General features: G+C 63.5%; 29 protein-coding genes. 19 read left to right on the forward strand and 10 right to left on the reverse strand.

What is annotated here, in order from left to right:
* Positions 1–8: 8 nt before the first annotated feature.
* From LK440_RS14565 to purT, 3 genes are all read right to left on the reverse strand, one after another.
* A complete protein-coding gene (locus LK440_RS14565; protein WP_017685473.1) occupies positions 9–581 on the reverse strand; it encodes a GbsR/MarR family transcriptional regulator in 573 nt (190 codons plus the stop codon).
* A gap of 204 nt (positions 582–785) precedes the next feature.
* Positions 786–2,846, reverse strand: a complete 2,061-nt coding sequence (locus tag LK440_RS14570; protein ID WP_227944738.1) for a TonB-dependent receptor — start codon at positions 2,844–2,846, stop codon at positions 786–788.
* Positions 2,847–2,951: 105 nt separating this feature from the next.
* Positions 2,952–4,166 carry a formate-dependent phosphoribosylglycinamide formyltransferase gene (purT, locus tag LK440_RS14575; RefSeq protein WP_005018157.1) on the reverse strand — a complete coding sequence of 405 codons (1,215 nt, stop codon included), beginning with the start codon at positions 4,164–4,166 and terminating at the stop codon, positions 2,952–2,954.
* A 118-nt stretch (positions 4,167–4,284) separates the two neighbouring features.
* Between purT and LK440_RS14580 the strand changes: the two genes are divergently transcribed.
* From LK440_RS14580 to lptB, 5 genes are read left to right on the forward strand one after another with little or no spacing between them, the layout of a single operon-like run.
* A complete protein-coding gene (locus LK440_RS14580; RefSeq protein WP_005018155.1) occupies positions 4,285–5,271 on the forward strand; it encodes a KpsF/GutQ family sugar-phosphate isomerase in 987 nt (328 codons plus the stop codon).
* Entirely contained in the window at positions 5,268–5,873 is a 606-nt protein-coding gene (locus LK440_RS14585) for a KdsC family phosphatase (protein ID WP_005018153.1), read from the forward strand. Before LK440_RS14580 ends, LK440_RS14585 begins: the two co-directional genes overlap by 4 nt.
* 4 nt (positions 5,874–5,877) lie before the next feature.
* Entirely contained in the window at positions 5,878–6,501 is a 624-nt protein-coding gene (gene lptC / locus LK440_RS14590) for an LPS export ABC transporter periplasmic protein LptC (RefSeq protein WP_005018150.1), read from the forward strand.
* Positions 6,498–7,106 carry a lipopolysaccharide transport periplasmic protein LptA gene (lptA, locus tag LK440_RS14595; protein WP_005018148.1) on the forward strand — a complete coding sequence of 203 codons (609 nt, stop codon included), beginning with the start codon at positions 6,498–6,500 and terminating at the stop codon, positions 7,104–7,106. Before lptC ends, lptA begins: the two co-directional genes overlap by 4 nt.
* 44 nt (positions 7,107–7,150) lie before the next feature.
* Positions 7,151–7,936, forward strand: coding sequence for an LPS export ABC transporter ATP-binding protein (gene lptB / locus LK440_RS14600; RefSeq protein WP_005018145.1), 786 nt, complete (start codon positions 7,151–7,153; stop codon positions 7,934–7,936).
* A gap of 53 nt (positions 7,937–7,989) precedes the next feature.
* Here lptB and LK440_RS14605 read toward each other — a convergent pair whose 3' ends face one another.
* Together LK440_RS14605 and LK440_RS14610 are read right to left on the reverse strand one after the other, a co-directional pair.
* Positions 7,990–9,444 carry a M20 family metallopeptidase gene (locus LK440_RS14605; protein ID WP_017685475.1) on the reverse strand — a complete coding sequence of 485 codons (1,455 nt, stop codon included), beginning with the start codon at positions 9,442–9,444 and terminating at the stop codon, positions 7,990–7,992.
* A gap of 10 nt (positions 9,445–9,454) precedes the next feature.
* Positions 9,455–10,468: a tripartite tricarboxylate transporter substrate-binding protein gene (locus LK440_RS14610; RefSeq protein ID WP_005018143.1), complete on the reverse strand. Its 1,014-nt coding sequence runs from the start codon at positions 10,466–10,468 to the stop codon at positions 9,455–9,457.
* 146 nt (positions 10,469–10,614) lie between these two features.
* Here LK440_RS14610 and LK440_RS14615 point away from each other — a divergent pair, with 146 nt between their 5' ends.
* The 4 genes from LK440_RS14615 to hprK all read left to right on the forward strand — a co-directional run bounded on the left by LK440_RS14615 (position 10,615) and on the right by hprK (position 13,784).
* Positions 10,615–11,586, forward strand: a complete 972-nt coding sequence (locus LK440_RS14615; protein WP_005018141.1) for a LysR family transcriptional regulator — start codon at positions 10,615–10,617, stop codon at positions 11,584–11,586.
* Positions 11,587–11,812: 226 nt separating this feature from the next.
* Complete coding sequence (hpf, locus tag LK440_RS14620) at positions 11,813–12,151, forward strand: ribosome hibernation-promoting factor, HPF/YfiA family (RefSeq protein WP_005018139.1); 339 nt, start codon at positions 11,813–11,815, stop codon at positions 12,149–12,151.
* Between the two features lie 239 nt (positions 12,152–12,390).
* Positions 12,391–12,846, forward strand: a complete 456-nt coding sequence (locus LK440_RS14625) for a PTS sugar transporter subunit IIA (protein ID WP_005018137.1) — start codon at positions 12,391–12,393, stop codon at positions 12,844–12,846.
* An 11-nt stretch (positions 12,847–12,857) separates the two neighbouring features.
* Positions 12,858–13,784, forward strand: a complete 927-nt coding sequence (hprK, locus tag LK440_RS14630) for an HPr(Ser) kinase/phosphatase (RefSeq protein WP_005018135.1) — start codon at positions 12,858–12,860, stop codon at positions 13,782–13,784.
* A 13-nt stretch (positions 13,785–13,797) separates the two neighbouring features.
* Here the strand turns inward: hprK and LK440_RS14635 are convergent, their stop codons facing one another.
* Both LK440_RS14635 and LK440_RS14640 read right to left on the reverse strand, forming a co-directional pair.
* Positions 13,798–14,994, reverse strand: a complete 1,197-nt coding sequence (locus tag LK440_RS14635; protein WP_005018133.1) for a c-type cytochrome — start codon at positions 14,992–14,994, stop codon at positions 13,798–13,800.
* The gene (locus LK440_RS14640) at positions 14,991–15,602 is read right to left on the reverse strand and encodes a c-type cytochrome (protein WP_005018131.1); all 612 of its coding nucleotides are present in this window, start codon (positions 15,600–15,602) and stop codon (positions 14,991–14,993) included. Before LK440_RS14640 ends, LK440_RS14635 begins: the two co-directional genes overlap by 4 nt.
* Before the next feature lie 239 nt (positions 15,603–15,841).
* On the opposite strand from LK440_RS14640, the gene rapZ reads away from it, so the two are divergent.
* Together rapZ and LK440_RS14650 are read left to right on the forward strand one after the other, a co-directional pair.
* Positions 15,842–16,714, forward strand: coding sequence for an RNase adapter RapZ (gene rapZ / locus LK440_RS14645; RefSeq protein WP_005018129.1), 873 nt, complete (start codon positions 15,842–15,844; stop codon positions 16,712–16,714).
* A complete protein-coding gene (locus LK440_RS14650; RefSeq protein WP_005018127.1) occupies positions 16,711–17,628 on the forward strand; it encodes a septal ring lytic transglycosylase RlpA family protein in 918 nt (305 codons plus the stop codon). The genes rapZ and LK440_RS14650 overlap by 4 nt, the downstream gene beginning before the upstream one ends.
* A 16-nt stretch (positions 17,629–17,644) precedes the next feature.
* On the opposite strand, the gene LK440_RS14655 is transcribed toward LK440_RS14650, so the two are convergent.
* Together LK440_RS14655 and rsmI are read right to left on the reverse strand one after the other, a co-directional pair.
* Positions 17,645–18,202, reverse strand: a complete 558-nt coding sequence (locus LK440_RS14655) for a methylated-DNA--[protein]-cysteine S-methyltransferase (protein ID WP_005018125.1) — start codon at positions 18,200–18,202, stop codon at positions 17,645–17,647.
* Positions 18,199–19,131 (reverse strand): 16S rRNA (cytidine(1402)-2'-O)-methyltransferase, encoded by a 933-nt coding sequence (gene rsmI, locus LK440_RS14660; RefSeq protein WP_005018123.1) that lies wholly within the window; start codon positions 19,129–19,131, stop codon positions 18,199–18,201. Before rsmI ends, LK440_RS14655 begins: the two co-directional genes overlap by 4 nt.
* 41 nt (positions 19,132–19,172) lie before the next feature.
* Between rsmI and LK440_RS14665 the strand changes: the two genes are divergently transcribed.
* Genes LK440_RS14665 through LK440_RS14680 form a run of 4 tightly spaced genes read left to right on the forward strand, consistent with a single transcriptional unit; the run spans position 19,173 to position 21,481 of the window.
* Complete coding sequence (locus tag LK440_RS14665; protein WP_005018122.1) at positions 19,173–19,631, forward strand: YraN family protein; 459 nt, start codon at positions 19,173–19,175, stop codon at positions 19,629–19,631.
* 13 nt (positions 19,632–19,644) lie between these two features.
* Positions 19,645–20,238 carry a phosphoheptose isomerase gene (locus LK440_RS14670; protein WP_005018121.1) on the forward strand — a complete coding sequence of 198 codons (594 nt, stop codon included), beginning with the start codon at positions 19,645–19,647 and terminating at the stop codon, positions 20,236–20,238.
* Entirely contained in the window at positions 20,238–20,990 is a 753-nt protein-coding gene (locus LK440_RS14675) for a BON domain-containing protein (RefSeq protein ID WP_005018120.1), read from the forward strand. The genes LK440_RS14670 and LK440_RS14675 overlap by 1 nt, the downstream gene beginning before the upstream one ends.
* A complete protein-coding gene (locus LK440_RS14680) occupies positions 20,987–21,481 on the forward strand; it encodes a TlpA disulfide reductase family protein (RefSeq protein WP_005018119.1) in 495 nt (164 codons plus the stop codon). Before LK440_RS14675 ends, LK440_RS14680 begins: the two co-directional genes overlap by 4 nt.
* 38 nt (positions 21,482–21,519) lie before the next feature.
* Here the strand turns inward: LK440_RS14680 and LK440_RS14685 are convergent, their stop codons facing one another.
* Positions 21,520–22,308, reverse strand: a complete 789-nt coding sequence (locus LK440_RS14685; protein WP_005018118.1) for a MetQ/NlpA family ABC transporter substrate-binding protein — start codon at positions 22,306–22,308, stop codon at positions 21,520–21,522.
* A gap of 240 nt (positions 22,309–22,548) precedes the next feature.
* Between LK440_RS14685 and argB the strand changes: the two genes are divergently transcribed.
* The 4 genes from argB to LK440_RS14705 all read left to right on the forward strand — a co-directional run bounded on the left by argB (position 22,549) and on the right by LK440_RS14705 (position 26,450).
* A complete protein-coding gene (argB, locus tag LK440_RS14690) occupies positions 22,549–23,451 on the forward strand; it encodes an acetylglutamate kinase (protein WP_005018116.1) in 903 nt (300 codons plus the stop codon).
* On the forward strand, positions 23,451–24,194 hold the full coding sequence (locus LK440_RS14695) for a pyrimidine 5'-nucleotidase (protein WP_005018113.1): 744 nt from the start codon (positions 23,451–23,453) through the stop codon (positions 24,192–24,194). Before argB ends, LK440_RS14695 begins: the two co-directional genes overlap by 1 nt.
* Before the next feature lie 30 nt (positions 24,195–24,224).
* Positions 24,225–24,800, forward strand: coding sequence for a nucleoid occlusion factor SlmA (slmA, locus tag LK440_RS14700; protein ID WP_005018111.1), 576 nt, complete (start codon positions 24,225–24,227; stop codon positions 24,798–24,800).
* 156 nt (positions 24,801–24,956) lie between these two features.
* Positions 24,957–26,450: a DASS family sodium-coupled anion symporter gene (locus tag LK440_RS14705; protein ID WP_032965933.1), complete on the forward strand. Its 1,494-nt coding sequence runs from the start codon at positions 24,957–24,959 to the stop codon at positions 26,448–26,450.
* Positions 26,451–26,454 lie beyond the last annotated feature (4 nt).

Here is a 26,454-nt window from a genome sequence, read left to right on the forward strand (position 1 = left end):
TCATAGATTTATTCCCGAATGCTAGTGGGCAGGCTCTTATCCCGGCTCCGCAACTTACCGGCAAAATCCAACACCTTCTGTACCTTGGACCCCAGCCGCATCAGGTTCTGCAGGGTCTCGGGCGGCAGGTGTTGCACCTCATCAAACCAGCCGGTCGACAGTTCGATGAGTTCCAGCATTTCGTGCATGCGATGTTGCGCATACTTTTCACCCCCGTCACCCGAACCCGCCAGCAGCGTGTCCCGCAACAGGGTCAGGGTGGGGTCGATTTCACGTTTGCGCTTCTCCTCCATCAGGATGCGGAAGATCTCCCAGACATCCTCAGGGGTTTCGAAGTACTCCCGCCGGTCGCCCACCTGATGAATCAACGTGACCAACCTCCAGGACTGCAACTCTTTCAGGCCCATGCTCACACTCGAGCGCGAAAACCCGAGCGCCTCGGCGATGTCATCGGCATTGAGCGGCTGCGGTGACAGAAACAGCAAGGCGTACATCTGCCCCACCGTACGGTTGACCCCCCAGCGGCTACCCATCTCGCCAAAATGGAGAACAAAGCGCTCGATCTGCGGAGACAATGCCACTGAAAACCTTTGTTACTTCAATTTCAATAATTGCCGAAATTATCGAATTGCGCCAAACAAAAGGCAAGCCCCTTGTTCCCGATGTTGCAGCCGTCACTACCCACGGGCGCAATTGTGGGGCCGCCGAATGACAAAAAAACACGCGGCCGATCCGCTCCTTTGATCTGGAGCAAACCGGCCGCGGATAGCGGTATTGAAAAGGGATTAGAAGCGCAGGGCCATCGTGGCCACGAGGCTGCGCGGCTCGCCAGGCTGGATCTGTCCGGCACTGGTGGCCGAGCGGAAATAACGCACATCGGCCAGGTTTCGTATGGCAAGCCGGGCCTCCCAACGCGCATGGCGATAGCCCAGAGAACCGTCCCAGCGGGCGTAGCCTGGCAACGTCACCTGGTTTGCGCTGTCGGCATAACGGGCCCCCACCAGCGTCAGCCCCGTCTCGGCGAACCATCCCGCCGCCGCGGTGTAACCGACAAACAGACTGCCGTTGTAGCGTGCAACATTGCTGACACGGCGGCCCGCCAAGCCGGAACCATCTCGCACGATCGTGGCTTGTTGCAGACCCAGGCCGCCACGCACATGCCAGTGCTCGGACAGGCGTCCCGACAGGGTGAGCTCCACCCCGCGCGAGCGCTGCAGACCGCGCAACACGATACGCGTGGGATCGTCGGCGTCGCGCGTGCGGCGGTTATAGAGCTCGAGCTGATACACCGCCAAAGTGGTGCCCAGCCGCCCGCCCAGCCAATCGCTCTTGATGCCCGCCTCGTATTGACGGCTGAACTCCGGCGCCAACGTGTTTTCCGCGGCGCCCGGCGTAATGCCGATCAAGGCGCCGCCGGCGGGCGCAAAACTCTTGCCGTACGAAAGGTAAAAAGCCTGTCCGTCCAAAGGAGTCCAGACCACGCCCAGGCGCGGGCTGAAACTATGGTTGCTGCGCGACTCGGCCCGCTGGCGGAGGCGATCGCGGGTGTGCACGCGGAATTGGTCGAGGCGACCTCCCAGCAGCACGCGCCAGCTCTCGCCCAGCGCAAGCTGATCCTGAACATAGAGCGCGGCGCTTCGCACCCGATGATGATTGTCGCTGCGCAACGCCAACCCGGCCCCATGCTGCTGCGACAGATCCGGATCGTAAAGATCCAGACTGGGCACATTGCCGATTGCCCGGCTGAGTCGAGGTTGCCGCTGCTGAGCTCCCGTCTCCAGACCCACCAACAGAGTATGGGCGATGCGGCCTGTGCCCAACCGGCCTTCGAGCTCCAGCGTGTTGTACACATTGCGCGTACGCAGTTGCTGGGCCCAGCGCTGGCGGCTTACCTGCCCCCCGCGCTGGCCGGTCAGGTAAGTGTTGTCGAAATCGCTGTGCAGGGCAAACCAGGACAGCGTGTGGCGCAGCTCCCAGCCCGGAGCCAGACGCCAGCCCAGCCGTGAACGCAGGCTGCGGGTCTGGTCGTCAATGTTGTCCCGCCCGGGATCGCCATAGACGGTGCGGTGCGGCACGTCCGCCGGCCGGCCGCCAACACTGGGGATCCCCCGGTCGGGCACGCGGTCGTAGCGGCTGTACTCATATTGGAGCAACCAATTCAGCGTGGGCGAAACGCGCCAGGCCAGTGCCGGTGCGAGCAGCTGCCGCTCGCCCCGGATACGGCGGCGAAAACTGCCCCAGGATTGCGCGCCGGCGTTGAGCCGCAGACTCAGGGACGTTCCTGCATCGAACGATCCGTCCAGATAGCCACTGCGCAGGTCATGGCTGCCCGCCTGCAGCGCCACGCTGCTGGCGCGGCCTGGCTCAGGCACTTTGCTGATGCGGTTGACGATCCCGCCGGGCGCGCCACGCCCATAGAGCGCGGCGGCCGGCCCCTTCAAAACCTCGACCCGCTCGACGTTGTGCAGATCGCGCACATACTGGCTGTCATCGCGCAGACCGTCGAGAAAGAAGTCGCTGCCCGAACTAAAGCCCCGGATGCGCAAGGCATCGAACCGGGTGTCCTGCGCGTCGCTGACATTGGGCAGCCCCTCCAGGGCCTGGCCCAGAGTGCGCACGCCATAGACCTCGGCCTGGGCGGGATCCACGAGGTCCAGGGTCTGGGGCACCTCGCGCAGCGGTGTATCGGTGCGGGTGCCTGAACGCGTCGCCACGCCGCTGCGCGACTCGGTGACCTGAATGGCAGGCAGGTCGGCCACCTGCGCTGCGACCGGCTCGGCTCCAACGGCCAGCGGCAGGCCATACAACAGTGCTCCGGCCAGCCCGCGCTGGCATGGCCGGGCCAAGAATGAGACAACCACCGGACTTCACCCCCCAAGAAGAGAAAAACGCATTCTCTTTTTGGGACGAGGTGCCCGATGCCCCCGGCGATCCGAATCGGATGTTTTCCTTCAGCCTGCCTTGACGGCCACTGCCGCCGACACCCGGAGCGCCTTTTCACGTGCCGCCTCGACCGTCTCCGCCACCGCCAGGCCCACGCCCATGCGGCGCTTGGTAAAGGCCTCGGGCTTCCCGAACAGACGCACATCCGTGCCCGGTTCGGCCAGGGCCTCGGCCACCCCATGGAACGTCACGCCACGATCATCCAGCCCGCCGTAAATGACGCTGCTGGCGCCAGGCTGACGCAGTGTGGTGTTCACCGGAAGCCCCAGCAAGGCACGCGCGTGCAGCTCGAATTCGTTCTGGGCCTGGGTCGCCAGAGTGACCATGCCCGTGTCATGCGGCCGCGGGCTGACTTCGGAAAACCATACCTCGTCGCCCGCCACGAAAAGCTCGACACCGAAAATGCCCAGACCGCCCAGCTCGCCCGTCACGCCCAGCGCGATCTCCTGCGCACGCTCAAGTGCCCGAGCCGACATGGGGTGAGGCTGCCAGCTCTCGACGTAATCACCATCGACCTGCTTGTGCCCGATGGGCTGGCAGAACTGGGTTTCGATTTGACCATCGGCACGCCGCGCGCGCACCGTCAGCAGCGTGATCTCGTACTCAAAATTGATAAAGCCCTCGACGATCGCGCGGCCACCGCCCACGCGCCCGCCTTCCTGGGCGTAGCGCCAGGCCGCGTCGACGCCGGCCTCGTCGCGGATAACCGATTGCCCCTTGCCCGACGATGACATGACCGGCTTGATCACGCAGGGGTAGCCAATGGCCGCGATGGCCTCGCGCAATTCGTCGAGCGTGTCGACAAACCGGTAGGGCGAAGTGGGCAGACCCAGGGTTTCGGCCGCCAGGCGGCGGATACCTTCGCGGTTCATGGTCAGGCGGGCAGCGCGCGCCGTCGGCGTGACACGGACCGCGCCCGCGGCCTCCAGCTCGACCAACAGGTCCGTGGCAATGGCCTCGATCTCGGGCACGATGATGTGCGGACGTTCGGCATCGATGACCGCACGCAGGGCAGCCGGATCCGTCATGGACACGACATGCGCCCGATGCGCGACCTGATGGCCGGGCGCGTCGGCGTAGCGGTCCACGGCGATGACTTCGACGCCCAGGCGTTGCAGGGCGATGATGACTTCCTTGCCCAGCTCGCCGGAGCCGAGCAGCATGACACGGGTGGCCGATGGGGACAAAGGGGTGCCGAGCACCGGAGCGGGGAAGGTGGACATGGAGAGAGCGACCTGGAGCAGAAAAAGACAGCGGGTGGCCAAGCGTCACCCGCCCGCCAGAATGCCATAGGGCGGCCCCCCCGGGCAAATGCGCCTGCCTGTCGTTTAAAATCCCCCCATGACGAACCGTGTCCCCACTTCCGCCGACGCCCAGGCCTCGGCACGCCGCAGTCTGCACATCGAGGCTCAAGCCATCCTGGATCTGGCCGCGCGCCTGGACGACAGCCTCACCCGCGCCGTGGACATGCTACTGGCCTGCCAGGGCCGGGTGGTCGTCAGTGGCTTGGGCAAAACGGGTCATATCGCACGCAAGATCGCCGCGACACTGGCTTCGACCGGCACGCCGGCCTTTTTCATGCATGCCGCCGAAGCCGCGCATGGCGACCTGGGCATGCTGACTGGCCAGGACGTGCTCGTAGCGCTTTCCTATTCCGGTTCGGGGCAGGAGTTGCTGACCATCCTGCCAGTGACCCGCCGCCTGGGCGCCGAGGTCATCGCCATCACGGGTAACCCGGCTTCCGAATTGGCCCAACTGGCCGACGTCCATCTCGATGCCAGCGTGGCGCACGAAGCCTGCCCGCTCAATCTTGCTCCCACCGCCAGCACGACGGCATCGCTGGCCCTGGGCGACGCCTTGGCCGTGGCCTGTCTGGAGGCTCGCGGATTCGGGCCGGACGACTTCGCCCGCTCGCACCCGGGCGGTGCGCTGGGCCGCCGCCTGCTCACTCACGTGCGCGATGTCATGCGCCAGGGTCAGGCGCTGCCCACGGTGACCGTCTCTGAACCCTTGTCCCGCGCGCTGGAAGAAATGTCCGCCAAGGGCATGGGCATGACGGCCGTGGTCGACGATAATTTTCATCCCGTCGGCATTTTTACCGATGGCGACCTGCGCCGCCTGATCGAACGCAAGGGCGATCTGCGCGGTCTGACGGTGGCCGAAGGCATGACGCGCAATCCCCGCAATGTCGACCCCGATGCCCTGGCCGTGGAAGCCGCACGCATCATGGACGAAAAACGCCTGAGCCAGATGCTGGTCATCAATGATGACGGCGTGCTCATAGGTGCCCTTCACATGCACGATTTGATGGCTGCGAAAGTGGTATGACGATGCCTTCCCGACTCCCCCACCCCGCCGAAGCTCTGGTGCTTGCCCGTATCCCGGCCCCGGTCCGAGAGCGCGCCACCGCCGTGCGCCTGATGGTCTTCGACGTCGACGGCGTACTGACCGACGGCAGCCTGTATTTCGGCGAGCATGGTGAAATGTTCAAGCGCTTCAACGCCCTGGACGGACATGGCCTGCGGCTGCTGATGGAAAGCGGCATCCGGGTCGCGCTGATCACGGGCCGCTCGGGCCCCGTGGTCGACCGGCGCGCCGCCGAACTCGGGATCTCCGAGGTGTTGCAGGGCATACGCGACAAGGGCGCGGCCCTGACTGAACTTGCCCAGCGCCAGGGCGTCCAACTGGATCAGACCGGTTATATGGGGGACGATATCATCGACCTGCCCGCCATGCACCGCGCCGGCTTTGCCGCCAGCGTACACAATGCCCCCGCCTACGTGACGCAGGCCGCTCACTGGGTTTCGGCCTTGCCGGGGGGCAGTGGTGCGGTGCGCGAATGCTGCGATCTGCTGTTGGCCGCCCAGGGCCGCCTGGCCGCTTTTCTGACTTCGCCCGTGGGCCTGACCGGCCCCGGCGCCATTCAATAGACCCATGAAAGACCGTTTCCCCGCGCTGATCGCTCTCTTTCTGCTGGCCTGCCTGGTGGTGGGCACCTGGTGGGCGGCCGATTATGCGCAGCGGGCCATCCCGATCGATCCGCCGCGCCGCATCACCCACGAAAAAGACGCCTGGTCGCATCATTTCGTCATGCTGCGCACAGACCCCGAAGGCAAGCCCATCAACCGCATGGAAGGCGTCTACGGCGAGCATTTCCCCGATGATGACTCCTACCATGTGACATCGCCTCGCGCCATCGGGCAGCGCCCCGGCAACCCCATTACGGTCGGCACGTCCAAGACGGCCATCATGGAGCAAGGCGGCAAACGCATCGTCATGAATGGCGACGCCCATGTGCTGCGCAATGCCGACGCCAACAACGACAGGCTGGACGTGCGCAGCCAGCAGCTCATCCTGCTGCCCGACGACGATATCGTGCTCACCGACCTGCCCGCCCAGGTCATCAAGGGCAATTCGCGCATGAACGGCACCGGAATGCGTTACAACAACAAGACGCGGCAGTTGGAGGTGCACTCCGCGACTGACGTCGAAATAGCCGGCGGCGCAGGCCGCAAGCAGGCCCCCGCGCCCGCCAACACAAACCAGAACAAACCATGACCGACACCTTCTTCGCGCATCGCCTGATCGGTTCGCTGCTGCTGGCCGCTGGCCTGTGTGCCCCCGCGCTGGCCCAGCAGGCCGCCCAGCCCGAGGATCCCAGCACGCTGATCCTGTCCGACTCGCTGCACTACGACGACATCAAGCGCCAGAGTGTGTTCACCGGCAACGTGGCCCTGACCCGTGGCCTGATGACGCTGAACTCCGACAAACTCGAAGTCCATGAGGACGCGCAAGGCAACCAGTACGGCACCGCCACGGCCAACAAGGGCAAGCTGGTGCGAATTCGCCAGGAGCGTCCGGAGAACTTCGAAGTGATCGAAGGCGAGGGCCTGCGTGCCGAGTACGACGGCACCAAAAGCCAGTTCGACTTGATCGGCCAGGCCGTCGTGACGCGTTTTATCTGTGGCAAACCCTTTGACACCATCCGCGGCGACCGTGTGCGTTACAACGAAAAGACCGGCACCTACCAAGCCGAGGGCGGACCCAACTCGTCGGCGCCCGGCGGGCGCGTGCGCTCCTTCTCGCCCCCGCGCGCCAAGGCCGATGCCGCCATCGCCGAGTGCCGCGCAAGCAAAAAGGCTCCGGCCCCCGCGAAGAAGTAAGGCCGCACCGGCCCTTGTTGCACACAGGACTCCGCTCTCGATCCATGACGCCCTCCATTCCCACCTCCAGCACGTTGTCCACTCTGCAACAGGGCAATTTGCGCTCCACCGGCCTGCGCAAGACCTATAACGGCCGCACTGTCGTCCAGGACGTTTCGCTTTCCGTCGAAAGTGGCGAAGTCGTGGGTTTGCTCGGCCCCAATGGCGCCGGCAAGACCACCAGCTTCTATATGATCGTGGGGCTGGTGCCGGCCGATGCCGGGCGCATCGAAATCGATGGCAACGAGATCACCTCCATGCCGATTCACAAGCGCGCCCGCATGGGGCTGTCCTATCTTCCCCAGGACGCCTCGGTGTTCCGCCGCCTGACGGTCGAGCAGAACATCCGTGCGGTGCTGGAACTCCAGGTCGACGCTCAGGGCAAGACGCTGACGGCGGCCAAGATCAACGAAAATCTCGAATCTCTGCTCGAAGAGCTTCAGATCGGCCATATCCGCAGCAACACGGCCATCTCGCTGTCCGGCGGCGAACGCCGTCGCGTGGAAATCGCCCGCGCCCTGGCTACCAACCCACGTTTCATTCTGCTGGACGAACCCTTTGCCGGCGTGGATCCCATCGCCGTGATCGAAATCCAGCGCATCGTGCGCTTTCTGAAAAGCCGGGGCATCGGCGTGTTGATCACCGACCACAACGTGCGCGAGACGCTGGGGATCTGCGATCGCGCCTACATCATCAGCGAAGGCAAAGTGCTCACGGATGGCCACCCCGACGAGATCGTGGGCGACCCGGCGGTGCGCCGGGTATATCTGGGCGAACATTTCCGCATGTAACCCCCCCCTGGCGCCGTGTCAGGGCTGCCAGGGGTTGCCGCCGGCAGCCGATATCAGACTGCAGCCACTCCAGCTCGGCGGCCCGGCACCGGCACGTCAGCCGGAATCGGGCACACATATGGCTGGCCGCCACGGCGCTCCAGCAATTCCTGCTGTGCCTGCACCATCAGTTCGGGTTCATCGAGCAGCGCGATCCCGGTCGCGGCAAGAATCCTGCTCGCATGGACCATCCCGGCATGCGCCAATCCCAACTGCCCCTGCGACACCATCTGCCAGGAGTGCAGCGGTGTGCCGAATGCATAGCATGCCACCCAGGCCTGCGCGGTGGGCGTGACCCAGCTCACATCGGCCACATCGGTCGAACCAAACAGGGTTTCGTCGGCCAGCGGGTCATAAGGCACCAGGCCGTCGAAGATCGACGGCACCTTGCCGCGCAAGACGCTGGCCAGCGGACGGCTGACCTGCTCGACATCCGAGGCATCGAGGGTAGCCTGGAACTCTCCCGCCAGCCGGCGCTGCTCCGCGTCGACGCTCAACTGCCCCAGCGCCTGCATCTGCGCATACATGACTTGATTCAGCGTGCGGTTCTGCATCAGGTTGGAGCAGGCCTTCTCAAACACGACCTCGAGCCGGCACTCGGTCATCAGTTCCGCGCCACGCGCGATGTTCCTGACCCGGCGATAAAGATCGGCCGCCTCGTTGTTATTGCGGGCCCGGATCAGGTACACCACCTCGGCTCGCGCCTGCACCACATTGGGTGACAGGCCTCCAGCGTCGGTGATGGCGTAATGCACCCTGGCATCGGTCGGCATATGCTCACGCAGATAATTCACGCCGACATTCATCAACTCGACCGCATCCAGCGCACTGCGCCCCAGATGCGGTGAATGCCCCGCGTGAGCGGCACGCCCGTGAAAGATAAAGCGCACTTGTATGTTGGCCAGAGTGGCCTGACTGAACAGGCCCGTAAAGCTGCCCGGATGCCAGGTCAGCGCCGTGTCCACATCATCGAACACCCCGGCGCGCGCCATGAAGGTCTTGCCCGCCCCCCCCTCTTCGGCGGGGCACCCGTAATAACGGATGCGCGCTTTTGCGCCGGATCGGCGCAAATGCTCCTGCACGGCCAGCGCGGCAAAGTGTGCCGACGTACCCAGCAAATGATGGCCGCAACCGTGGCCGGCCATCCCCGGGCTGTCCACCGAGGGCGTGCAGACCAGAGCGCCGCTTTGCTGATTCAGGCCCGACAGCGCGTCATACTCGCCCAGAAAGGCCAACACGGGCCCTTCGTCGCCCCATTCGGCCATGAAGGCGGTGGCGATGCCAGCCACCTCGGATGTGATGCGAAAACCGGCAGCCTGCAGCGCCTGCCGGTGCAGGTCTGCCGATGCCGTTTCTGCATAGCGCAACTCCGCCAGCGACCAGATCTTGTCGGCCAGCCCGGTCATGCGCGGCGTCTCGCGCGCGAAAAAGTCATCGAGCAGGGCCAGGGATTGAATTGCCTTGGTCATCAGGGCGTCCTCACTCCGGTTTGACGTTCAGTTTGTTCAGCAGCGCCTTGTTGCGCTGCAGTTCGGCGGCAATCTGCGCAGGAAACTGCGCCTGATCCATGGTGACGGCCACCGCGCCGAGCGACTTCAGGCGTTCCTGCACCGCCGGTGAGCGGACAGACTCCAGCGCCGCATCCTGCAGTCGCCGGACCACGGGCTGCGGCGTACCGGCTGGCACCACCAGCCCAAACCAGCTCATGCCAAGGTCATTGAGTTCGGGGTAGCCCAACTCTTTGAACGTGGGCACCGTCGGCAAATCCGCCGAGCGCTCTTCGGCAGCCAGTGCGAACGGCACCAGCTTGCCACCCTTGATGTGCGGCATGGCAGACGGCAGTTGATCGGCCATGACCTGCACGGTGCCTCCCAACACGTCATTGAGCGCCGGGCCGGAACCACGATAGGGCACGATCTCCAGGTCGATCTTCAGCGCGTCATTGAGCGCGGCCATCATCAAGTGGCCCAACGAACCCAGGCCGGGCACGGCAGCGCTGTACTGGCCAGGTTGCTCCTTGGTTTTGCCCAGGAAGGTCTGGAAGTCGGTAGCGCCCATTTGGGGGTTGGTCATATACACCGACGGCATGCTCACCAGCTTGGCGACCGGCTGCAGTTTCCCTTCGAGTTTGGCCGCACGCGTAAACAGACCGGGGTTGACCGTTGCGGTGCTGACCGTCGACATCCCGATGGTGTAGCCATCGGGCGCAGCCTGAGCAATGTTCTCGGTGCCTAACAGACTGCCCGCGCCGGCCTTGTTCTCCACGATGACCGATTGTCCCAACGGCCCTCTCATCCCCTCTGCGACCACACGCACGACGATATCGGTGGACCCACCCGGAGCAAACGGCACCACGAGCTTGATGGGTTTGACAGGATATGCCTGTTCGGCGTGGGCCTTCCCCCAACCGGCACTGGCGATAGCCGCCGCGGCCGTGCAGGCCAGAAGGGAGAGCGAACGGCGACGGACACGCGAAGACATCGAGACAAACATGGGGGCCCTTGAATCAGTGGAGTTGTCATGGCTTTGCAAGCGCAAACCTCGCAAGCAAAAGTCCATGACAAATGTAGAAAAAACCACGCACGCCGACATCGCGGAAATCTTGCCAAGGTATAAGCAATTCCGATAGCCAGAGCCCCATGCCGACCCCTGCCCGCCCACCCGACGACGAACTGCTCGAACCTGCCGCTCAAGCGCAAGGCACCGTGCTGTTTGCCCGGCTGCTGAAACACATGCGCCTGCGGCAATTGCAACTTTTAGTGGCGCTGCAGCAAAGCGGCTCGGTGGTCAAGGCCGCAGCGCTGCTGCATATGAGTCAATCGGCCGCCACCCAATCGCTGGCGGAAATGGAGCGCATCCTCGGCATCAGCCTCTTTGACCGCCACGCTCGGGGACTGCGGCCGACACTGGCCGGTCACACATTGGTCGATACGGCCCGCGGCATCCTCGCGGCGCTGGAGGAATCGGCGGAGTCGCTGGCCGCGATCCGCCGCGGGGCCAGGGCCGCGCTGCGCCTCGGCACGACGCCAGCGGCTTCGCTGTCGGTGCTGTCACCGCTGCTGTCCGAGTTCTACGAAAAGCATGCCGATTTGCACATCGACGTGCATGAAGACACTGGCGAGCGGCTGCTGCCTCAGTTGTTCAAAGGCGGGGTGGATGCGGTGTTTTGCCGCAAACCCGCTTTGCTGCCGGCGTCGTTCGTATTCAAGGCCCTGCAAGAGGACCGGCCCGTTGTCATCGCCAGCATCCATCATACACTGGCCGGACGGCCAGATCTTTCGCTGCAAGCGCTCAAAGACTCGCGCTGGGTGTTTCCCACGGCGCACCTTGCCGTGCGTGACATCTTCGAGCGCGAAGTGCTGACCGCCTTGCCCGATGCTCTGCGAGTGCCGATTTCAACGGTTTCACTGGCGATTTTCTCGCGGTTTCTGAACAAACCCGATGCAGTTGCTCTGATGCCGCAAAGCGTCACGCCCGGCATGCCTCTGGGCAGCTCGCTATCCCAACTGAGCGTGCAACTGAAAAGCCCTCTGGCGCCGCTTGGCGTGGTCTTTCACAAAGATCAGGCCCCAGCCCTGTTGGGGCAGATGCTGCGTCGCTGGCGCCGGTAAAAAGTTCCCCTGCCTGCACCCCGGGAATATCCCTAGTCCCACAGTCATAAAACCATACGGTTTTGTGGGCTAGACCATCTTGAAATCGGACGCAGAGTCTATACACTAATCAACAAGAGCTCGCGTTTTTCACAACGCTTTTTCGAGAAGGAGGATGCCTGACGTTACACAAAGCGCAATCGCGCAATTGTCTATCTCATCTCTTTTTCTGGAAGGAGAGCGCACTATGAACCTGAGCATTAGCGGTCGTCGCCTCGATGTCACCCCGGCCGTCCGGGAATACGTCATGAACAAACTGGCGCGAGTGTTGCGGCATTTCGATCATGTGATCGACACCCAGGTCATGCTCTCAGTGGAGCCCCTGCGGCATAAAGCCGAAATCACGATGCATCTGAGCGGCAAGGATATTCATTGCGAAGCCGTCGATGAAAACCTGTATGCGGCCATCGACATGCTTGTCGACAAGCTGGATCGTCAGGTCATCAAGCACAAGGATAAGGTCCAGAGCCACGCCAACGAGTCCGTGAAGCGACAAAGCGCCGCAATAAATGCGTCGCAACCCTAGTCCCGCGCTTCGCAAGCACTCAAACCCTGCTTGATCCAAGCCAGACCTGATATAGGTCACCTCGGATCCGATGTCCCTCAAGGCCCGCTTTGACGGGACATCGGCATCAAAGCCCGTCCCCTATACTGCCCCATGTCTGAATCAGGCTTCCCACGACCGCCTACACAGACTATGCTTGCCTGCCCGGTGCAAATTCTGGCTTTTTTTGCGCTGCGTCATAAAACTCTATAATGGTTCGCATGAATCACTTGTCGCGCATTCTGCCCGCCGGCAACGTCGTGCTCGATATGCTTGCCACCAGCAAGAAGCGGGCATTCGAACAGGCCGGTCTTCTCTTCGAGAATCACAATGGTTTGGCTCGATCCGTCGTGTTCGACAGTCTGTTCGCTCGCGAACGGCTCGGATCGACGGCATTGGGACAAGGTGTCGCGGTGCCACACGGTCGGGTCAAGGGCTTGGAGCAAGCCGTTGCCGCCTTCGTCCGCCTGGCGCAGCCCATCCCGTTTGATGCTCCCGATGGTCAACCCGTCTCCATGCTGCTCTGTCTGCTGGTGCCGGAAACCGCCACACAACAGCATCTGGACATTCTGGCCGAGCTGGCCCAACTGATGTCCAACAAGGCCCTGCGCGAAGCGCTGGCCACGGAAACCGACCCGTCGATCGTGCATCGCATGCTGACCACCGGGCAACTCTGACGCAGAACCCCATGCTCACCGTCCAGGAACTGGTCGACGACAACGCCGACAAAATCCCCTTCAACTGGATAGCCGGGCATGGCGCGGCCGATCGGGCCATACCCGATGACGGCATGGCTGCGGCCGATCTGGTCGGCCACCTCAATCTGATCCACCCGTCGCGCATCCAGGTTTTCGGCCAAGAAGAGCTCGCCTACTACACGCGCTTTGATCTGCGCCGTCGCATGCACCACATGGACGAGCTGCTCATCGGCGGTGTTCCGGCCATTCTGCTGGCCGACGGCCTGTCCGCGCCGCAGGATCTCATCGATCAATGCGATCAACATCAAGTGCCACTGCTGTCCACGCCGGTGGCGGCGGCCCAGTTGATCGATCTGCTGCGGATCTACCTCGGCAAAAAGCTCGCGCCCACCACGACGGTGCACGGGGTGTTCCTCGACGTGCTGGGGCTGGGCGTGCTCATTACCGGCGAATCCGGCCTAGGCAAAAGTGAACTGGCGCTGGAATTGATCTCGCGCGGCCATGGCCTGGTCGCCGACGACGCGGTGGAGTTTTCGCGTACCGCGCCCAATATGATCGAAGGGCACTGTCCGCAGTTGTTGCAAAACCTGCTCGAAGTCCGCGGCCTGGGTCTGCTGGATATCCGCAGCATCTTTGGCGAAACCTCGGTGCGCCGCAAAATGCGGCTCAAGCTCATCGTGCATCTGGTGCGTGCCACCGCCCAGGATAAATTCGAACGTCTGCCACTGCAGGACATCACGCAGGACATGCTGGGCCTGCCGGTGCGCAAAGTGATGCTGCAGGTTGCAGCCGGCCGCAACCTGGCCGTGCTGGTGGAAGCCGCCGTACGCAATACCATCCTCAAACTGCGCGGCATCGACACGCTGGGCGAATTCATGGAGCGCCAGGCGATGGCGATCCTGCAAAGCAGCAAATAGCCGCACGCCCCCATCAGGGGCGCGGATCCTGACGGGCGCGTTTGACCTCCAACGGGGTCACCGCGCCCGCGTTGTTTCCCCAACTGCTGCGGATATACGTCACCACAGCGGCGATATCGTTGTCATCCATGAACGGGCCGAAGGGAGGCATGCCATGAGGGCGCGGATTGGCTGAGGTGGCCGGTGCAAAACCGCCATCGAGCACCATGTGGATGACATTCAACGCCGATGCTGCCGTCACCGACGAATTCATGGCCAGCGCCGGCCAGGCCTGCCCATGGCCGCGGCCATTGTCCTGATGACAAGACGCGCACTGCTGCACATAAAGCCGCTCACCCTGGCGCAGCACGGCTGGCGCCGGCGCCAGCTTGCTGGCCGGCAGGGTCACGGCAGGCGGCAAGGATTTCAGATACAGGCCGATGGCCTGCGCATCGGATTCGGTCAGATGCTGCGTACTGCCTCTGACCACCTCGGCCATGGGGCCTGTGGCCACAGAGGGCGCGGCCGTCCCATGCCGCAACAGGGTGGCGATATCCTCGGCACTCCAGGTACCCAGACCCCGCAAGGCGTCGCTATTCAATGGCGGCGCATGGCAGGCCGCGCAATGCCCCGGGCCTTGCACCAGATACCGGCCTCGATTCCATTGAATCGATTGGGTCGGATCCGGCTGCAGTTCACCCGCACGAAAATTCAAGGCCCGCCAACCCGCCAACAGCGCGCGCTGATCGTAAGGCCAGTCCAGCTCCGGCGCACGACTGGCCTGCCGCACCGCGGGCAGGGTGCGAAAATAGGCAAACAGCGCGTCCACATCCTCGCGCGGCATGCGGGTGTACTCGGTGTATGGAAACGCCGGATACAGCAACCTGCCACCGGGCCCCTTGCCTTCGTGCAACGCACGCCAGAAATCCTCGGCGCTCCAGTTGCCGATACCGGTCTGCACGTCGGGCGTGATGTTCGGTCCGTAGAGCGTGCCAAAAGGCGTAGCGATCGGCCTGCCGCCTGCATAGGGTTGCCCGTCGCGCGCCGTGTGACAGCCGGCGCAATTGCCTACCTGCGCCAGATAGCGGCCGCGCTCGATAAGCGTGGCCGAATCCGCCCGCACGGCCGGCGGCATGGCCTGCTCGCGGGTGCCGAGCCAGTAGGCCAGGCTACCGGCCACGATCACCAGCGCCACCCCAACCAGGCTGCCATACGCCAACCATTTTTTCATGGTGCACCTTCCTGCTGGCTGCCACAGGTCATGGGCAAAGACGTCCCGCCCGGCTCGGGATGGTAGTCCTGCGGTACGGCTTGCGCGGACAACCAATACGACAGCGCACCGACCTCCTGCGGGCTCAGCTTACGCGCCACGGCCGCCATGCAGTCGGGCTCGGCGGCATGCCGCAGCCCATTTTGCCAACTGCCGATCTGCGCCACGATGTAGTCACGCGGCAGGCCGAGCAAGCCCGGAATCGCCGGCAACCTGCCTCCCAGGCTCTGGCCGTGACAGCTTGCACAGGCCGGCAAGCCGCGCAGCGCATCCCCCTCGAATACCAGTGCGCGACCCAATGCATCGTGTGAGGTGCCGTCTTGAGCGGGTGCCGGGTATGGCACGCTCTGCTGTGCAAAATAACTGGCTATCTCGCGCAGATAGTCATCGCCAAGGCCGGTGAGCAAATGCGTCATGGGAGGATATTGCCGCTGTCCGTCGCGAAAGTGCAGCAGTTGCTGGTACAGATAGCTGGCTGGCTTGCCTGCCAGGCGCGGGTAGTAACCATCGGGACCGGCGCGTCCCTGCGCACCATGACAGGCCGTACAGGCAGCCACCCGCGCCGCCATCGTGCCAGGCTCCAGGCGCCCCTACTGCGCCACGGCCACCAGAGGCATCGCCAAATGCACGATGAGCAAAAACCGTACTGCAATGTTGCTGAGAGAATTGGGAGCTAACATCTCGTTATCGTTATCAGCGGCAGTGACGCGGTTGACAGAGACAGACCCAGGTGACGCTCTCATCCAACCGCGCCACCATGACGGGTGATACCGACCATCGCCGGCAAAACCATGCCACAATCATAGCCATGTTAAGAGTCGTGCTCATCACTGGCATTTCCGGCTCTGGAAAGTCAGTTGCGCTACGCATGCTGGAAGACGCAGGTTTTACCTGCGTGGATAATCTCCCCTTGCGTTTCCTGACCGAGTTCGTCGCCGCCTCCCGCGATGACGGCATGGAGCGCGTGGCGGTGGCCATCGACGTGCGGTCGCCAGGCGAGCTGGCCGAACTGCCCAATGCCATTACGGCCTTGCGTGCCATGGGCACGGACCTATCGGTCGTGTTCCTGGACTCCAATACGGATACGCTGGCGCAACGCTATTCGGAGTCGCGCCGCCGCCATCCGCTGACCGATCGCGTCTCTCGCGGCGGCAAAGCGGCCTCCCTGACGGACTGCATCGCCATGGAGCGCGAGTTGCTGGCTCCCCTGCGCGACCAGGAACACGTCATCGACACCTCGGACCTTACACCCGGCCAGTTGCGCGCCTGGATACGCGACCTGATCAAGGCCGACCGCGCTCCCCTGGTGCTGACCTTCGAGTCCTTCGCCTACAAGCGGGGCGTCCCCAGCGACGCCGACCTGGTGTTCGACGTGCGTTGCCTGCCCAATCCCTACTACGACCGTAATCTGCGCCCGCTGACCGGGCGCGACCAGCCGGTTGCCGATTGGCTCTCCGGATTTGACATCGTCCAGCGCATGATTGATGACATCGATGCCTTCATCCGCCGCTGGCTGCCGCAATATACGCTGGATACGCGCAACTACCTGACCGTAGCCATTGGTTGCACCGGTGGGCAACACCGTTCGGTGTATGTTGTCGAAGAACTGGCCCGCCGCTTCAGCGATCATGACCCGTTACTCGTGCGTCACCGTACCCAACTGCCAGAAGAATCCGCATGAGGTCGCCGCGTGCCCTGATGATGCTGTTACTGCTGGCCGTCGTGCTGGCAGGTTGCAGCACCCCAGGCAAGCGCGGTGGCGGGTACTACAAGGATGACGGTCCGGATGCCAACCCGCCGGCCAACCTGGACAGCATCCCTGACGCCGTACCCCGCCTGGAGCCTCTGGCCAGCGGTGCCAACCGGCCCTATGTGGTGTTCGGCAAACGCTATGTGCCGGACCTGACTGAGCAAGCTTTTCGGCAGGAAGGCATCGCATCCTGGTACGGCAAAAAATTCCACGGCAACTCGACGTCCATCGGCGAGCCTTACGACATGTACAGCATGACGGCAGCGCACCCGACCATGCCGGTGCCCAGCTATGCTCGGGTGACCAGCAAGGTAAACGGCCGCAGCGTGATCGTGCGGGTCAACGACCGTGGCCCCTTTCACAGCGACCGCATCATGGATCTGTCCTATGTGGCCGCCCACAAGCTGGGCATCATCGGCCCAGGCAGCGGTGCGGTCGTGGTCGAACGCATTCTGCCCAGCGAAATCCGCACGATGATGGCCAATGGCGGCGCCGCGTCTGCGGTCAACGGCATGGAGCCCGTCGCTCTGGCCGATCTGCCGGCAGCCACACCCACGGCCCTGCCGTTGCCTGCCCCATCGCCCCAGGCTTCGCCTCCTGCGCGGCGCGCCGCCCCGGGCAGCATTTATTTGCAACTGGGCGCGTTCAGCCAGGCGGCCAACGCGCACAACGTAGTGAATAAAGTCAACGGCATGATGACGGGCGAACCGGCCGCCACGGTCGAGCCGGCCAACTCGCTGTATCGCGTACGGATGGGGCCGTATGCCTCGCGCGAGGCTGCGCTCGAGGCCGTCAGGCGTGTCTCCGATCGCACCGGAATTTTGCCCAGCCTGGCTGCGCAATAAGGCAAGCGGCTCGCCGTTACCAGGGCAAATCCATCTGTCCGTCACAGACGCGCCGCGCGCGCGGCGAATGCCCCGGGTAACGATGGCCTTCGAGCGATAGCAAGGCGCGCTTGCGCTTCAGCCCGCCCCCGAAACCTGTCAGCGCCGTGTCATAGCCGATGACGCGATGACAGGGAATGATGATGGAAATAGGATTGCGCCCCACCGCCTGCGACAACGGCCGGATGGCGCGCGGCCTGCCGATTCGCTGCGCCAGTTGGCCATAACTGACCGTGCCTCCAAAAGGCAGGGCGAGCAAACCGTCCCACACCGCACGCTGAAATACCGTGCCGCGCGGCGCCAAGGGTAGATCAAAATCTTGCCGTTGGCCCTCGAACCACTGCCTCAATTGCTCGTGGGTCAGGCGCAGGACCTCGGCCTCGGCCGCGGTAGCGTGCTCACGTGCGGGCAGCTCCAGATCATCCAGGTCGAGAAACCAGGCTCCACAGAGAAACGCACCACTGGCCAACAGGCGCATCCCGCCCAAGGGCGTGTCGATATCGAGCGCGGCACTGTCCTCCATGACACGGCTCATGCCTGTTCCTTGCGCGCCAGCGCACGCTGATACAGCGTATCGCGCGGCAGGCCGGTCGCCTTGGCGGCGATACGGGCCGCATCACGCACCGACACGCTTTCGAGCAAGGCGTCCAGAAGGCGGTCGGTGGCCGGGTCGCTGGCCACGTCGTCCTCGCGCCGAGCTGCCGCATGCAGAATCAAAACAAACTCACCCTGCTCGCGATGGCTGTCGCCGGCCAACCAGGCAGCGCCATCTGCCAGCGCAAAGGTCACGATCTCTTCGAAGCGCTTGGTGAGTTCGCGTGCGACGGTCAGTTGCCGCTGCGGCCCGCAGACCTGCAGCAGATCCGCCAGAGTGGCCGCCAGGCGATGGGGCGACTCAAACAGAAGCACAGGCGCGGGCAAGGCGCCCCATTCCGCCAGCCAGCGCTGACGCGCCGCCGCTTTCGGGGGAGCAAAGCCGGCGAAGGCAAACGCCGGATTCTCGTCAGTGGTCACCCCGCTACCCATGAGCGCCGTGATGACGGCGCTGGGGCCGGGAATGGGCACCACGGTGTGGCCGGCTTCGCGCACGGCACGCACCACGCGCGCGCCGGGGTCGCTGACGGCCGGTGCGCCCGCATCAGACACCAGCGCCACGCGCTGGCCCTGCGCCAGACGCTGGCAGATGGCGTCGGCAGCCTGAGCTTCGTTGTGCCGGTGGGCAGCCATCAAGGGCGTGGAGATGCCCCAGGCATCGAGCAACGTGCGGCTGGCGCGCGTATCCTCGGCCGCGATGACATCGGCGCGCGCCAGCGCCTGCCAGGCCCGAAGACCCAGGTCGCCGAGGTTCCCGATGGGCGTCGCCACAACGTAGAGCGCGCCCTCGGGCCAGTGTTGGGCGGCCACCCTTTCGGCAACCCGGCGCCAGGATTCGCCGACATGGGCACTTGTGACTTCTTGATTCATAAGGGGGAACGCGGCGGTGAAAACTCTGCCAGTGTAGCCCCATGCGATGCCTCTCTTTGCTGCTGCGCTTATGCCGGCGCCCGCCCCCCTCCGACACGCGCCATCGACAAGGCAAGCGCGCCGAAGACGACGCACTGCGTCTGCTGCGGGCCCACGGATTGCGGTTGGTCGCGCGCAATGTGCGCAACCGCCACGGCGAGCTGGACCTGGTCATGCGCGACGGTGCGCTGCTGGTGGTGGTTGAGGTGCGCTGGCGCGCCAGCCTGGCCTTCGGTGGCGCCGCCGGCAGCATCACCCCAGCAAAACAGTCGCGGCTGGCACGCACCGCCCTGTACTGGCAGACGCAGGCCCGCCTGCACGGGCAGGCACTGCGCTTTGACGTGGTGGCGTTTGAGCGCGGCCGGCCGCTGTGGCTGCGGGCGGCCTTCGAGCCGGACATTCCGTCACAGCCGTTACGCAGACGCCGTGGCCCCAGACGGCCATCCCAGGCAGCACCGTGAGATAATCCGCGCCATGGATATGACCTCTCGCATGACGTCGCACTTTCGCGATGCGATGGCGCTTTGCGAACAAAGCATGCATGCCCTGTCCGAGCCGCTGGCGGCCGCAGTGGAGCTGCTGTTCGCGGCCTTGGCCAACAATGGCCGGATTCTGGCTTGCGGCAACGGCGGCTCGGCCGCCGACGCCCAGCACTTCATTGCCGAACTGGTGGGCCGCTTCGAGCGCGACCGCCTGCCGCTGGCCGGCATAGCGCTCAATACCGACACGTCCATCCTGACGGCCGTAGCCAATGACTATGGCTTTGACGAAATCTATGAGCGCCAGGTCAATGCCCTGGGCCAGCCCGGAGATGTCCTGGTGGCAATTTCCACCAGCGGCAACTCTCCCAATGTCGTGCGCGCGATGGAAGCCGCGCGCGACCGCGAAATGCACGTCATTGCCCTGACAGGCAAAGGCGGCGGCGTCGTCGGCGAACTCATCACCCCGAATGACGTCCATTTATGTGTTCCGCACGACCGCACCATGCGCATCCAGGAAGTCCACATCCTGCTGCTGCATGCTCTGTGCGATGGTATCGATGCCCTACTGCTTGGAGACACCGAATGATGATGCCCAACGCGCAACGCGCTGCCCGCCCTCTCGTGCTGGCCTTGGCCCTGGCCACGGCCTGCGCCTCATTGACGGCCTGCATCCCTCTGGTCGTAGGTGGCGCGGCGGCAAGTACCGCTGTGGTCGCCACCGACCGGCGAACCTCTGGCACCCAGCTCGATGACCAGAACATCAATTTCCGGGTAGAGCGCCAGATCAGCCAGAAACTCGGCGAAGCCGCCCGAGTCAACGCCATGGTCTACAACGGCCAGGTGCTGCTGACCGGCGACGTGCCGACCGAGGCCGACAAGGCGCAGGCCACGACAATCGCGCAAGGCATCGAAAAGGTCAAAAGCGTCAGCAACCAACTGACGGTGGGGCCGGCCGCCGCCTTCTCGACCCGCTCCAACGACACCTGGCTGACCTCCAAGGTCCGCACCGCCCTGATCAACGCGCAGTATGTGCCCTCGCGCACCATCGCGGTCACCACTGACAAGGGCGTGGTCTATCTCATGGGTATGGTCACCCAGTCCGAGGGCGATTACGCGGCCAATGCCGTCGCCAGTGTTGGCGGCGTCACAAAAGTGGTAAAACTGTTCGACATCATCAGCCGCGAAGAGGCGGTTCGCCTCTCGAACAACAACAATGCCAAGGACGCCCCCATTGAAACGGGCGCATCCTCGTCGCAGGACGGTGCCGCATCGGGTGCAAGCACCTCAGGCAGCAGCGCAAATACCGAAGGCGGCATCGAACTCATGCCCATCAAATGAAGAAACTCATTCTTGCCCTGGCCCTGGCTGTCATCGCCGGCATCGGCGCGTGGTTCGTGTGGCGGCCGGCGCCAGACGCGCCGCAGGTCGTCTTTACGACGCTGCAAGGCAAGAAGGTCGCGATGCAGGACCTCAAGGGCAAGGTGGTGCTGGTCAAATTCTGGGCCACGAGCTGCGTGACCTGCGTCAAGCAGATGCCGGACACCATCGAGGCCTACAACACGTATGCGCCCAAGGGTTATGAGGCCATCGGCGTGGCCATGCAATATGACCCGCCCAATTACGTGCTCAATTTTGTTCAGAGCCGCAAGCTGCCCTTCCCCGTCGCGCTGGACACCAAGGGTGAGATCGCGCAGGCTTTCGGCAACGTGCGCCTGACGCCCACCGCCTTTCTCATCGACAAGCAAGGGCGCATCATCAAACGCTATCTGGGCGAGTATGACGTGGCCGAATTCCACGCCACGGTGGAAAAAGCCCTGGCCGCCGGATAAACTCGCAACCAGGGCCTGATCGGGGGGCCGTGCCTGCCTCAGAAGGCCGGCACCACCGCGCCCTTGTACTTCTCGACGATGAATGTGCGCACGGCGTCGCTGTGCAGCGCCTGCACCAGTTTCTTGACGGCGGGCGAGTCCTTGTTGTCCTCACGGGTGACGACGATGTTCGCGTAGGGTGAGTCCGAGCCCTCGATGACCAGGGCATCCTTGGTCGGCACCAGGCCAGCTTCCAGGGCGTAATTGGTATTGATCAAGGCCAGGTCAACGTCGTCCAGCGAGAGCGGCAGCATGGCGGCCTCCAGTTCGCGGAATTTCAGCTTCTTGGGATTTTCGACCACGTCGATGGGCGTAGCCACGATGTTGGACGGATCCTTCAGCTTGATCAGGCCTTGCTTTTGGAGCAACAGCAGCGCTCGGCCGCTGTTGGACGGATCGTTGGGGATCGCCACCGACGCGCCAGACTTCAACGCATCCAGCGTCTTGATTTTTTTGGAATACGCGCCAAACGGCTCGACATGCACCAGGGCCACCGGCACCAGATGGGTTTTGCGATCCTTATTGAATGTGTCCAGATAGGGCTTGTGCTGGAAAAAATTGGCATCGAGCTGCTTGTCGGCCACCTGCAGATTGGGCTGGACGTAGTCACTGAACACTTTGATATCGAGCTCGACGCCCTCCTTGGCCAACACCGGCTTGACCACCTCGAGAATCTCGGCGTGGGGGACCTGGGTGGCGGCGATCGTCAGTTTCTCGGCATGGGCCTGGGCTGCGCCCAGAGCCAGGGCGGAAAGCAGCATTGCCGAGCGCAGGAGCTTGAATGTCATCACATTGCCTCTGGTATCGTTGATCTTTAGGGGGCCAGGCCGCCTGAATCGGGCCAGGCCGTTGCAAAAACGCCCCCAATTTACTTGAAACCTGCCCGTTTGTCGGCCATATGAACATCGCGCCGAAGCATATGCCTACGGTCTTGACTACAATTCGGACTGTGCTTGCCGCCATGCCGTTTCCCGCCATGGGCGCAGGCACTTTTTCCATCTTTTTTTATTAGGTTCCTAACTTTTGCCATGACCGACGCCCCCGACCCTGCCGCCGTAATGTCTCCCGCCGTCAAAGCCGCCGTTCTCTCCGAAGCCTTGCCTTATATCCGACGATTTCACGGCAAGACCATCGTAGTGAAATACGGCGGCAATGCCATGACGGAAGAACGATTGCAGCGCAGCTTCGCCCACGACGTGGTGCTGTTGAAGCTGGTCGGCCTGAATCCGGTAGTGGTCCACGGTGGCGGCCCGCAAATCGACGACGCACTGCGCCGCATCGGCAAGCAGGGCACGTTCGTGCAGGGCATGCGCGTGACCGACGCCGAAACCATGGAAGTGGTCGAATGGGTGTTGGGCGGTCAGGTACAGCAGGACATCGTCATGATGATCAATGAGGTCGGCGGCAAGGCTGTCGGTCTGACGGGCAAGGATGGCATGCTGATCCAGGCCCGCAAGAAACTCATGAGCAACAAGGAAAATCCCACTCAACCGCTGGACATCGGGTTCGTGGGTGACATCACCCGCGTCGAGCCGGCGGTGGTCAAGGCGCTTCAGGACGACCAGTTCATCCCCGTTATTTCGCCCATTGGTTATGGCGAGGATGGCACGGCCTATAACATCAACGCCGACGTGGTCGCCGGCAAAATGGCCGAAGTGCTCGGCGCCGAGAAACTGCTGATGATGACCAACACGCCCGGCGTGCTGGACAAGAGCGGCAATCTGCTGCGCAGCCTGTCGGCTCAGACCATCGACGAACTGTTCGAAGACGGCACCATCTCGGGCGGCATGTTGCCCAAGATCTCGTCGGCCCTGGATGCCGCCAAGAACGGCGTGAACTCCGTTCACATCGTCGATGGCCGCGTGCCTCACTGCCTGCTGCTGGAAATCCTCACCGACCGCGGTGTGGGCACCATGATCAGTTCACACTGATGCTGGCGCGCCGGCAGTTGACGCGGCCGGCGGCGCGCATGCGCCGCTCGCGCCGCGAGCAGGCCGGTGACGGCCTGCTGTGGCTGTTCGACCTGGACAACACCCTGCACGACACGTCCCACGCCATCTTTCCCAAGATCGACGCGGGCATGACGCGCGCGGTCTCGGAGATGCTGGATGTCGACGTCGATGCTGCCAACGAGTACCGCACCCGTTACTGGAAACGCTATGGGGCCACGGTCATAGGCATGGTGCGCCATCATGGCGCGGATCCGCATCGCTTTTTGCACCGCAGCCATGATTTCGATGTCAAACCGCTGGTGCGCGCTGAAAAAGGCTTGGCCAACAAGCTCAAGCGGCTGCCTGGCCGCAAAGTGCTGCTGACCAACGCTCCGCTGCACTATGCGCGTGCCGTGCTGCGCCACCTGGGCATCCTGCAACAATTCGACGCGCTCTGGGGCATCGACCAAATGCGGCTGCACGGGGAATTCCGTCCCAAACCATCGGCTGCGCTGCTGCGTTATGTGCTGGCCCACGAAGGGGTACCGGCGCGGCGCGCCGTGCTGGTCGAAGATACGCTGGACAATCTGCGCGGCGCCCGGCGTGCCGGACTGCGCACCGTGCATGTCTACCATCCTGGCACACCTTTCGCCCGCGCTCACCGGCACCGGCCTGGCTACGTCGACTTGCGGGTAAACTGCGTCACTGACTTGCTGTTGCGCCGCCGCCCTCTGCGGGGCTGACAGTCAACCCGCCCTGACCACGGCCCTGTCATGTCGACCAAACCTGGCGAACGAAAAACCCAGATCCTGCAGATGCTGGCCGAAATGCTGGAGCAGCCGCACGCCGCACGTATCACCACGGCGGCGCTAGCTGCGCGCCTGCAGGTCTCGGAAGCCGCGCTCTATCGTCATTTCGCCAGCAAGGCGCAGATGTTCGAAGGCCTGATCGAATTCATCGAAACGACGCTGTTCACCCTCATCAACCAGATCGCCTCGGCCGAGCCGCAAGCCCTGCCGCAAACCCGCAAAACGGTTTCGATGCTGCTGGCTTTCGCCGAGCGCAACCGTGGCATCACCCGGGTGCTGACCGGCGATGCGCTGGTCACCGAAGACAACCGTCTGCAGGAGCGCATCAATCACATCAATGACCGTATTGAAGCCACACTCAAACAGTGCCTGCGCAATGCCGTCAGCGAGGGCAGCCTGCCTGCCCAGGCCAACGTGGCCGCGCACGCGAGCCTGCTGACCCATCTGGTGATGGGCCGCTGGCTGCGCTATGCACAAAGCGGCTGGCGTGTGGCGCCCACCATGCATCTTGAAGAACACCTGCGGCTTGCATTGCCCTGAATAGAGGGCTTGCCTGACGCCGGCGGCAGAAGCATAATCTGCGGCCCCCCTGCCCACAAGCGTAAAAGCGTGCTAGCTTGATAGCCATCAATACGGGTTTCCCTCTAGTCGTTACACTTGTTTCGTCGTGGTTTTGACTCAGAAACGGAGATGGATATGACCGCGCAAGCCGCTGTCCCTGCCCCGCAAGTCCCCAAGAAATCGAGTATTCCAATAGGTTTGGTTGCGGGCATCATTGCCCTCATCCTCGTCCTGCTCATCCCCACGCCAGCCGAATTACCCGTTGCGGGTCACCGCATGCTGGCGATCCTGGCGTTTGCCGTCGTGGTCTGGGTGACCGAAGCCGTTTCCTATGAAGCAAGCGCCATCATGGTCACGACCTTGATGGCGTTTTTGCTCGGTACGGCCCCCTCGATCAAGAACCCGGAAGTGCTCATCGGCACGTCGGCGGCCATCACCATGGCTTTGCAGGGCTTTGCCAACTCCGCGCTCGCCCTGGTGGCCGGCGCGCTGTTCATCGCCGCGGCCATGACCTTCACCGGCCTGGACCGGCGTATCGCATTGGTGACACTGTCGAAGATCGGCACCACCACGCGCCGCATCATGATCGGCGCCATCGCGGTGACGATCGTGCTCAGTCTGGTCGTGCCCAGCGCCACCGCGCGCAGTGCCGCCGTCGTACCCATCATGATGGGCGTGATTGCCGCGTTCGGCGTGAACAAGCGCTCCAACATCGCCGCCGGCATCATGATCATCGTGGCGCAGGCCACCAGCATCTGGAACGTCGGTATTCAGACTGCCGCCGCTCAGAATCTGCTGACGGTCGGCTTCATGGAAAAAATGCTCGGCCAGCGCGTGAGCTGGGCCGAATGGTTGATCGCCGGCACGCCGTGGTCCATCATCATGTCTGCGGTGCTCATCTTCGTCGTATTGAAGATGCTGCCGCCGGAAAGCGATGAAATCGCTGGCGGCAAGGAAGCCGTGGAACGCGAGCTCCAGGAGCTTGGCCCCATGACGGCGCCGCAGAAACGCCTGCTTGCAGTGTCCATCCTGCTGCTGGTGTGCTGGTCTACCGAAAAGATTCTGCACAACTTCGACACCACGTCGACGACCTACTTCGGTCTGGTTCTGCTCATGCTGCCGCGTTTCGGCGTGATGACGTGGAAAGACGTGCAATCGCGGATCCCATGGGGCACGGTCATTGTGTTCGGTGTGGGTATCAGCCTGGGTTCGGCGCTGCTGTCGACGCAGGCCGGCCAATGGCTGGGCAATCAAGTGGTCACGCACACGGGGCTCGATCACGTCAGCCCGCTGGCCATCTTCGCCATTCTTTCGGCTTTCCTCATCCTCATTCACCTCGGTTTTGCCAGCGCCACGGCCCTGACCTCGGCCATGTTGCCCATCCTGATTTCAGTGCTGCAAACGCTGCCGGGCGACTTCAACCGCCTGGGCATGACGATGTTGCTGGGCTTTGTCGTCAGCTACGGCTTCATTCTGCCCATCAACGCGCCGCAGAACATGGTCTGCCTGGGTACCGAAACCTTCACGGCCAAGCAGTTCGCCAAGGTCGGGATCATCGTCACCGTGGTGGGCTATGGCCTGATGCTGCTGATGGGTGCGACCTACTGGCGCTGGCTCGGCGTTCTCTAAGGAG

Origin of the sequence: Bordetella holmesii (genome assembly GCF_020735985.1) — a bacterium.
Classification (GTDB): Bacteria; Pseudomonadota; Gammaproteobacteria; order Burkholderiales; family Burkholderiaceae_B; genus Bordetella; species Bordetella holmesii.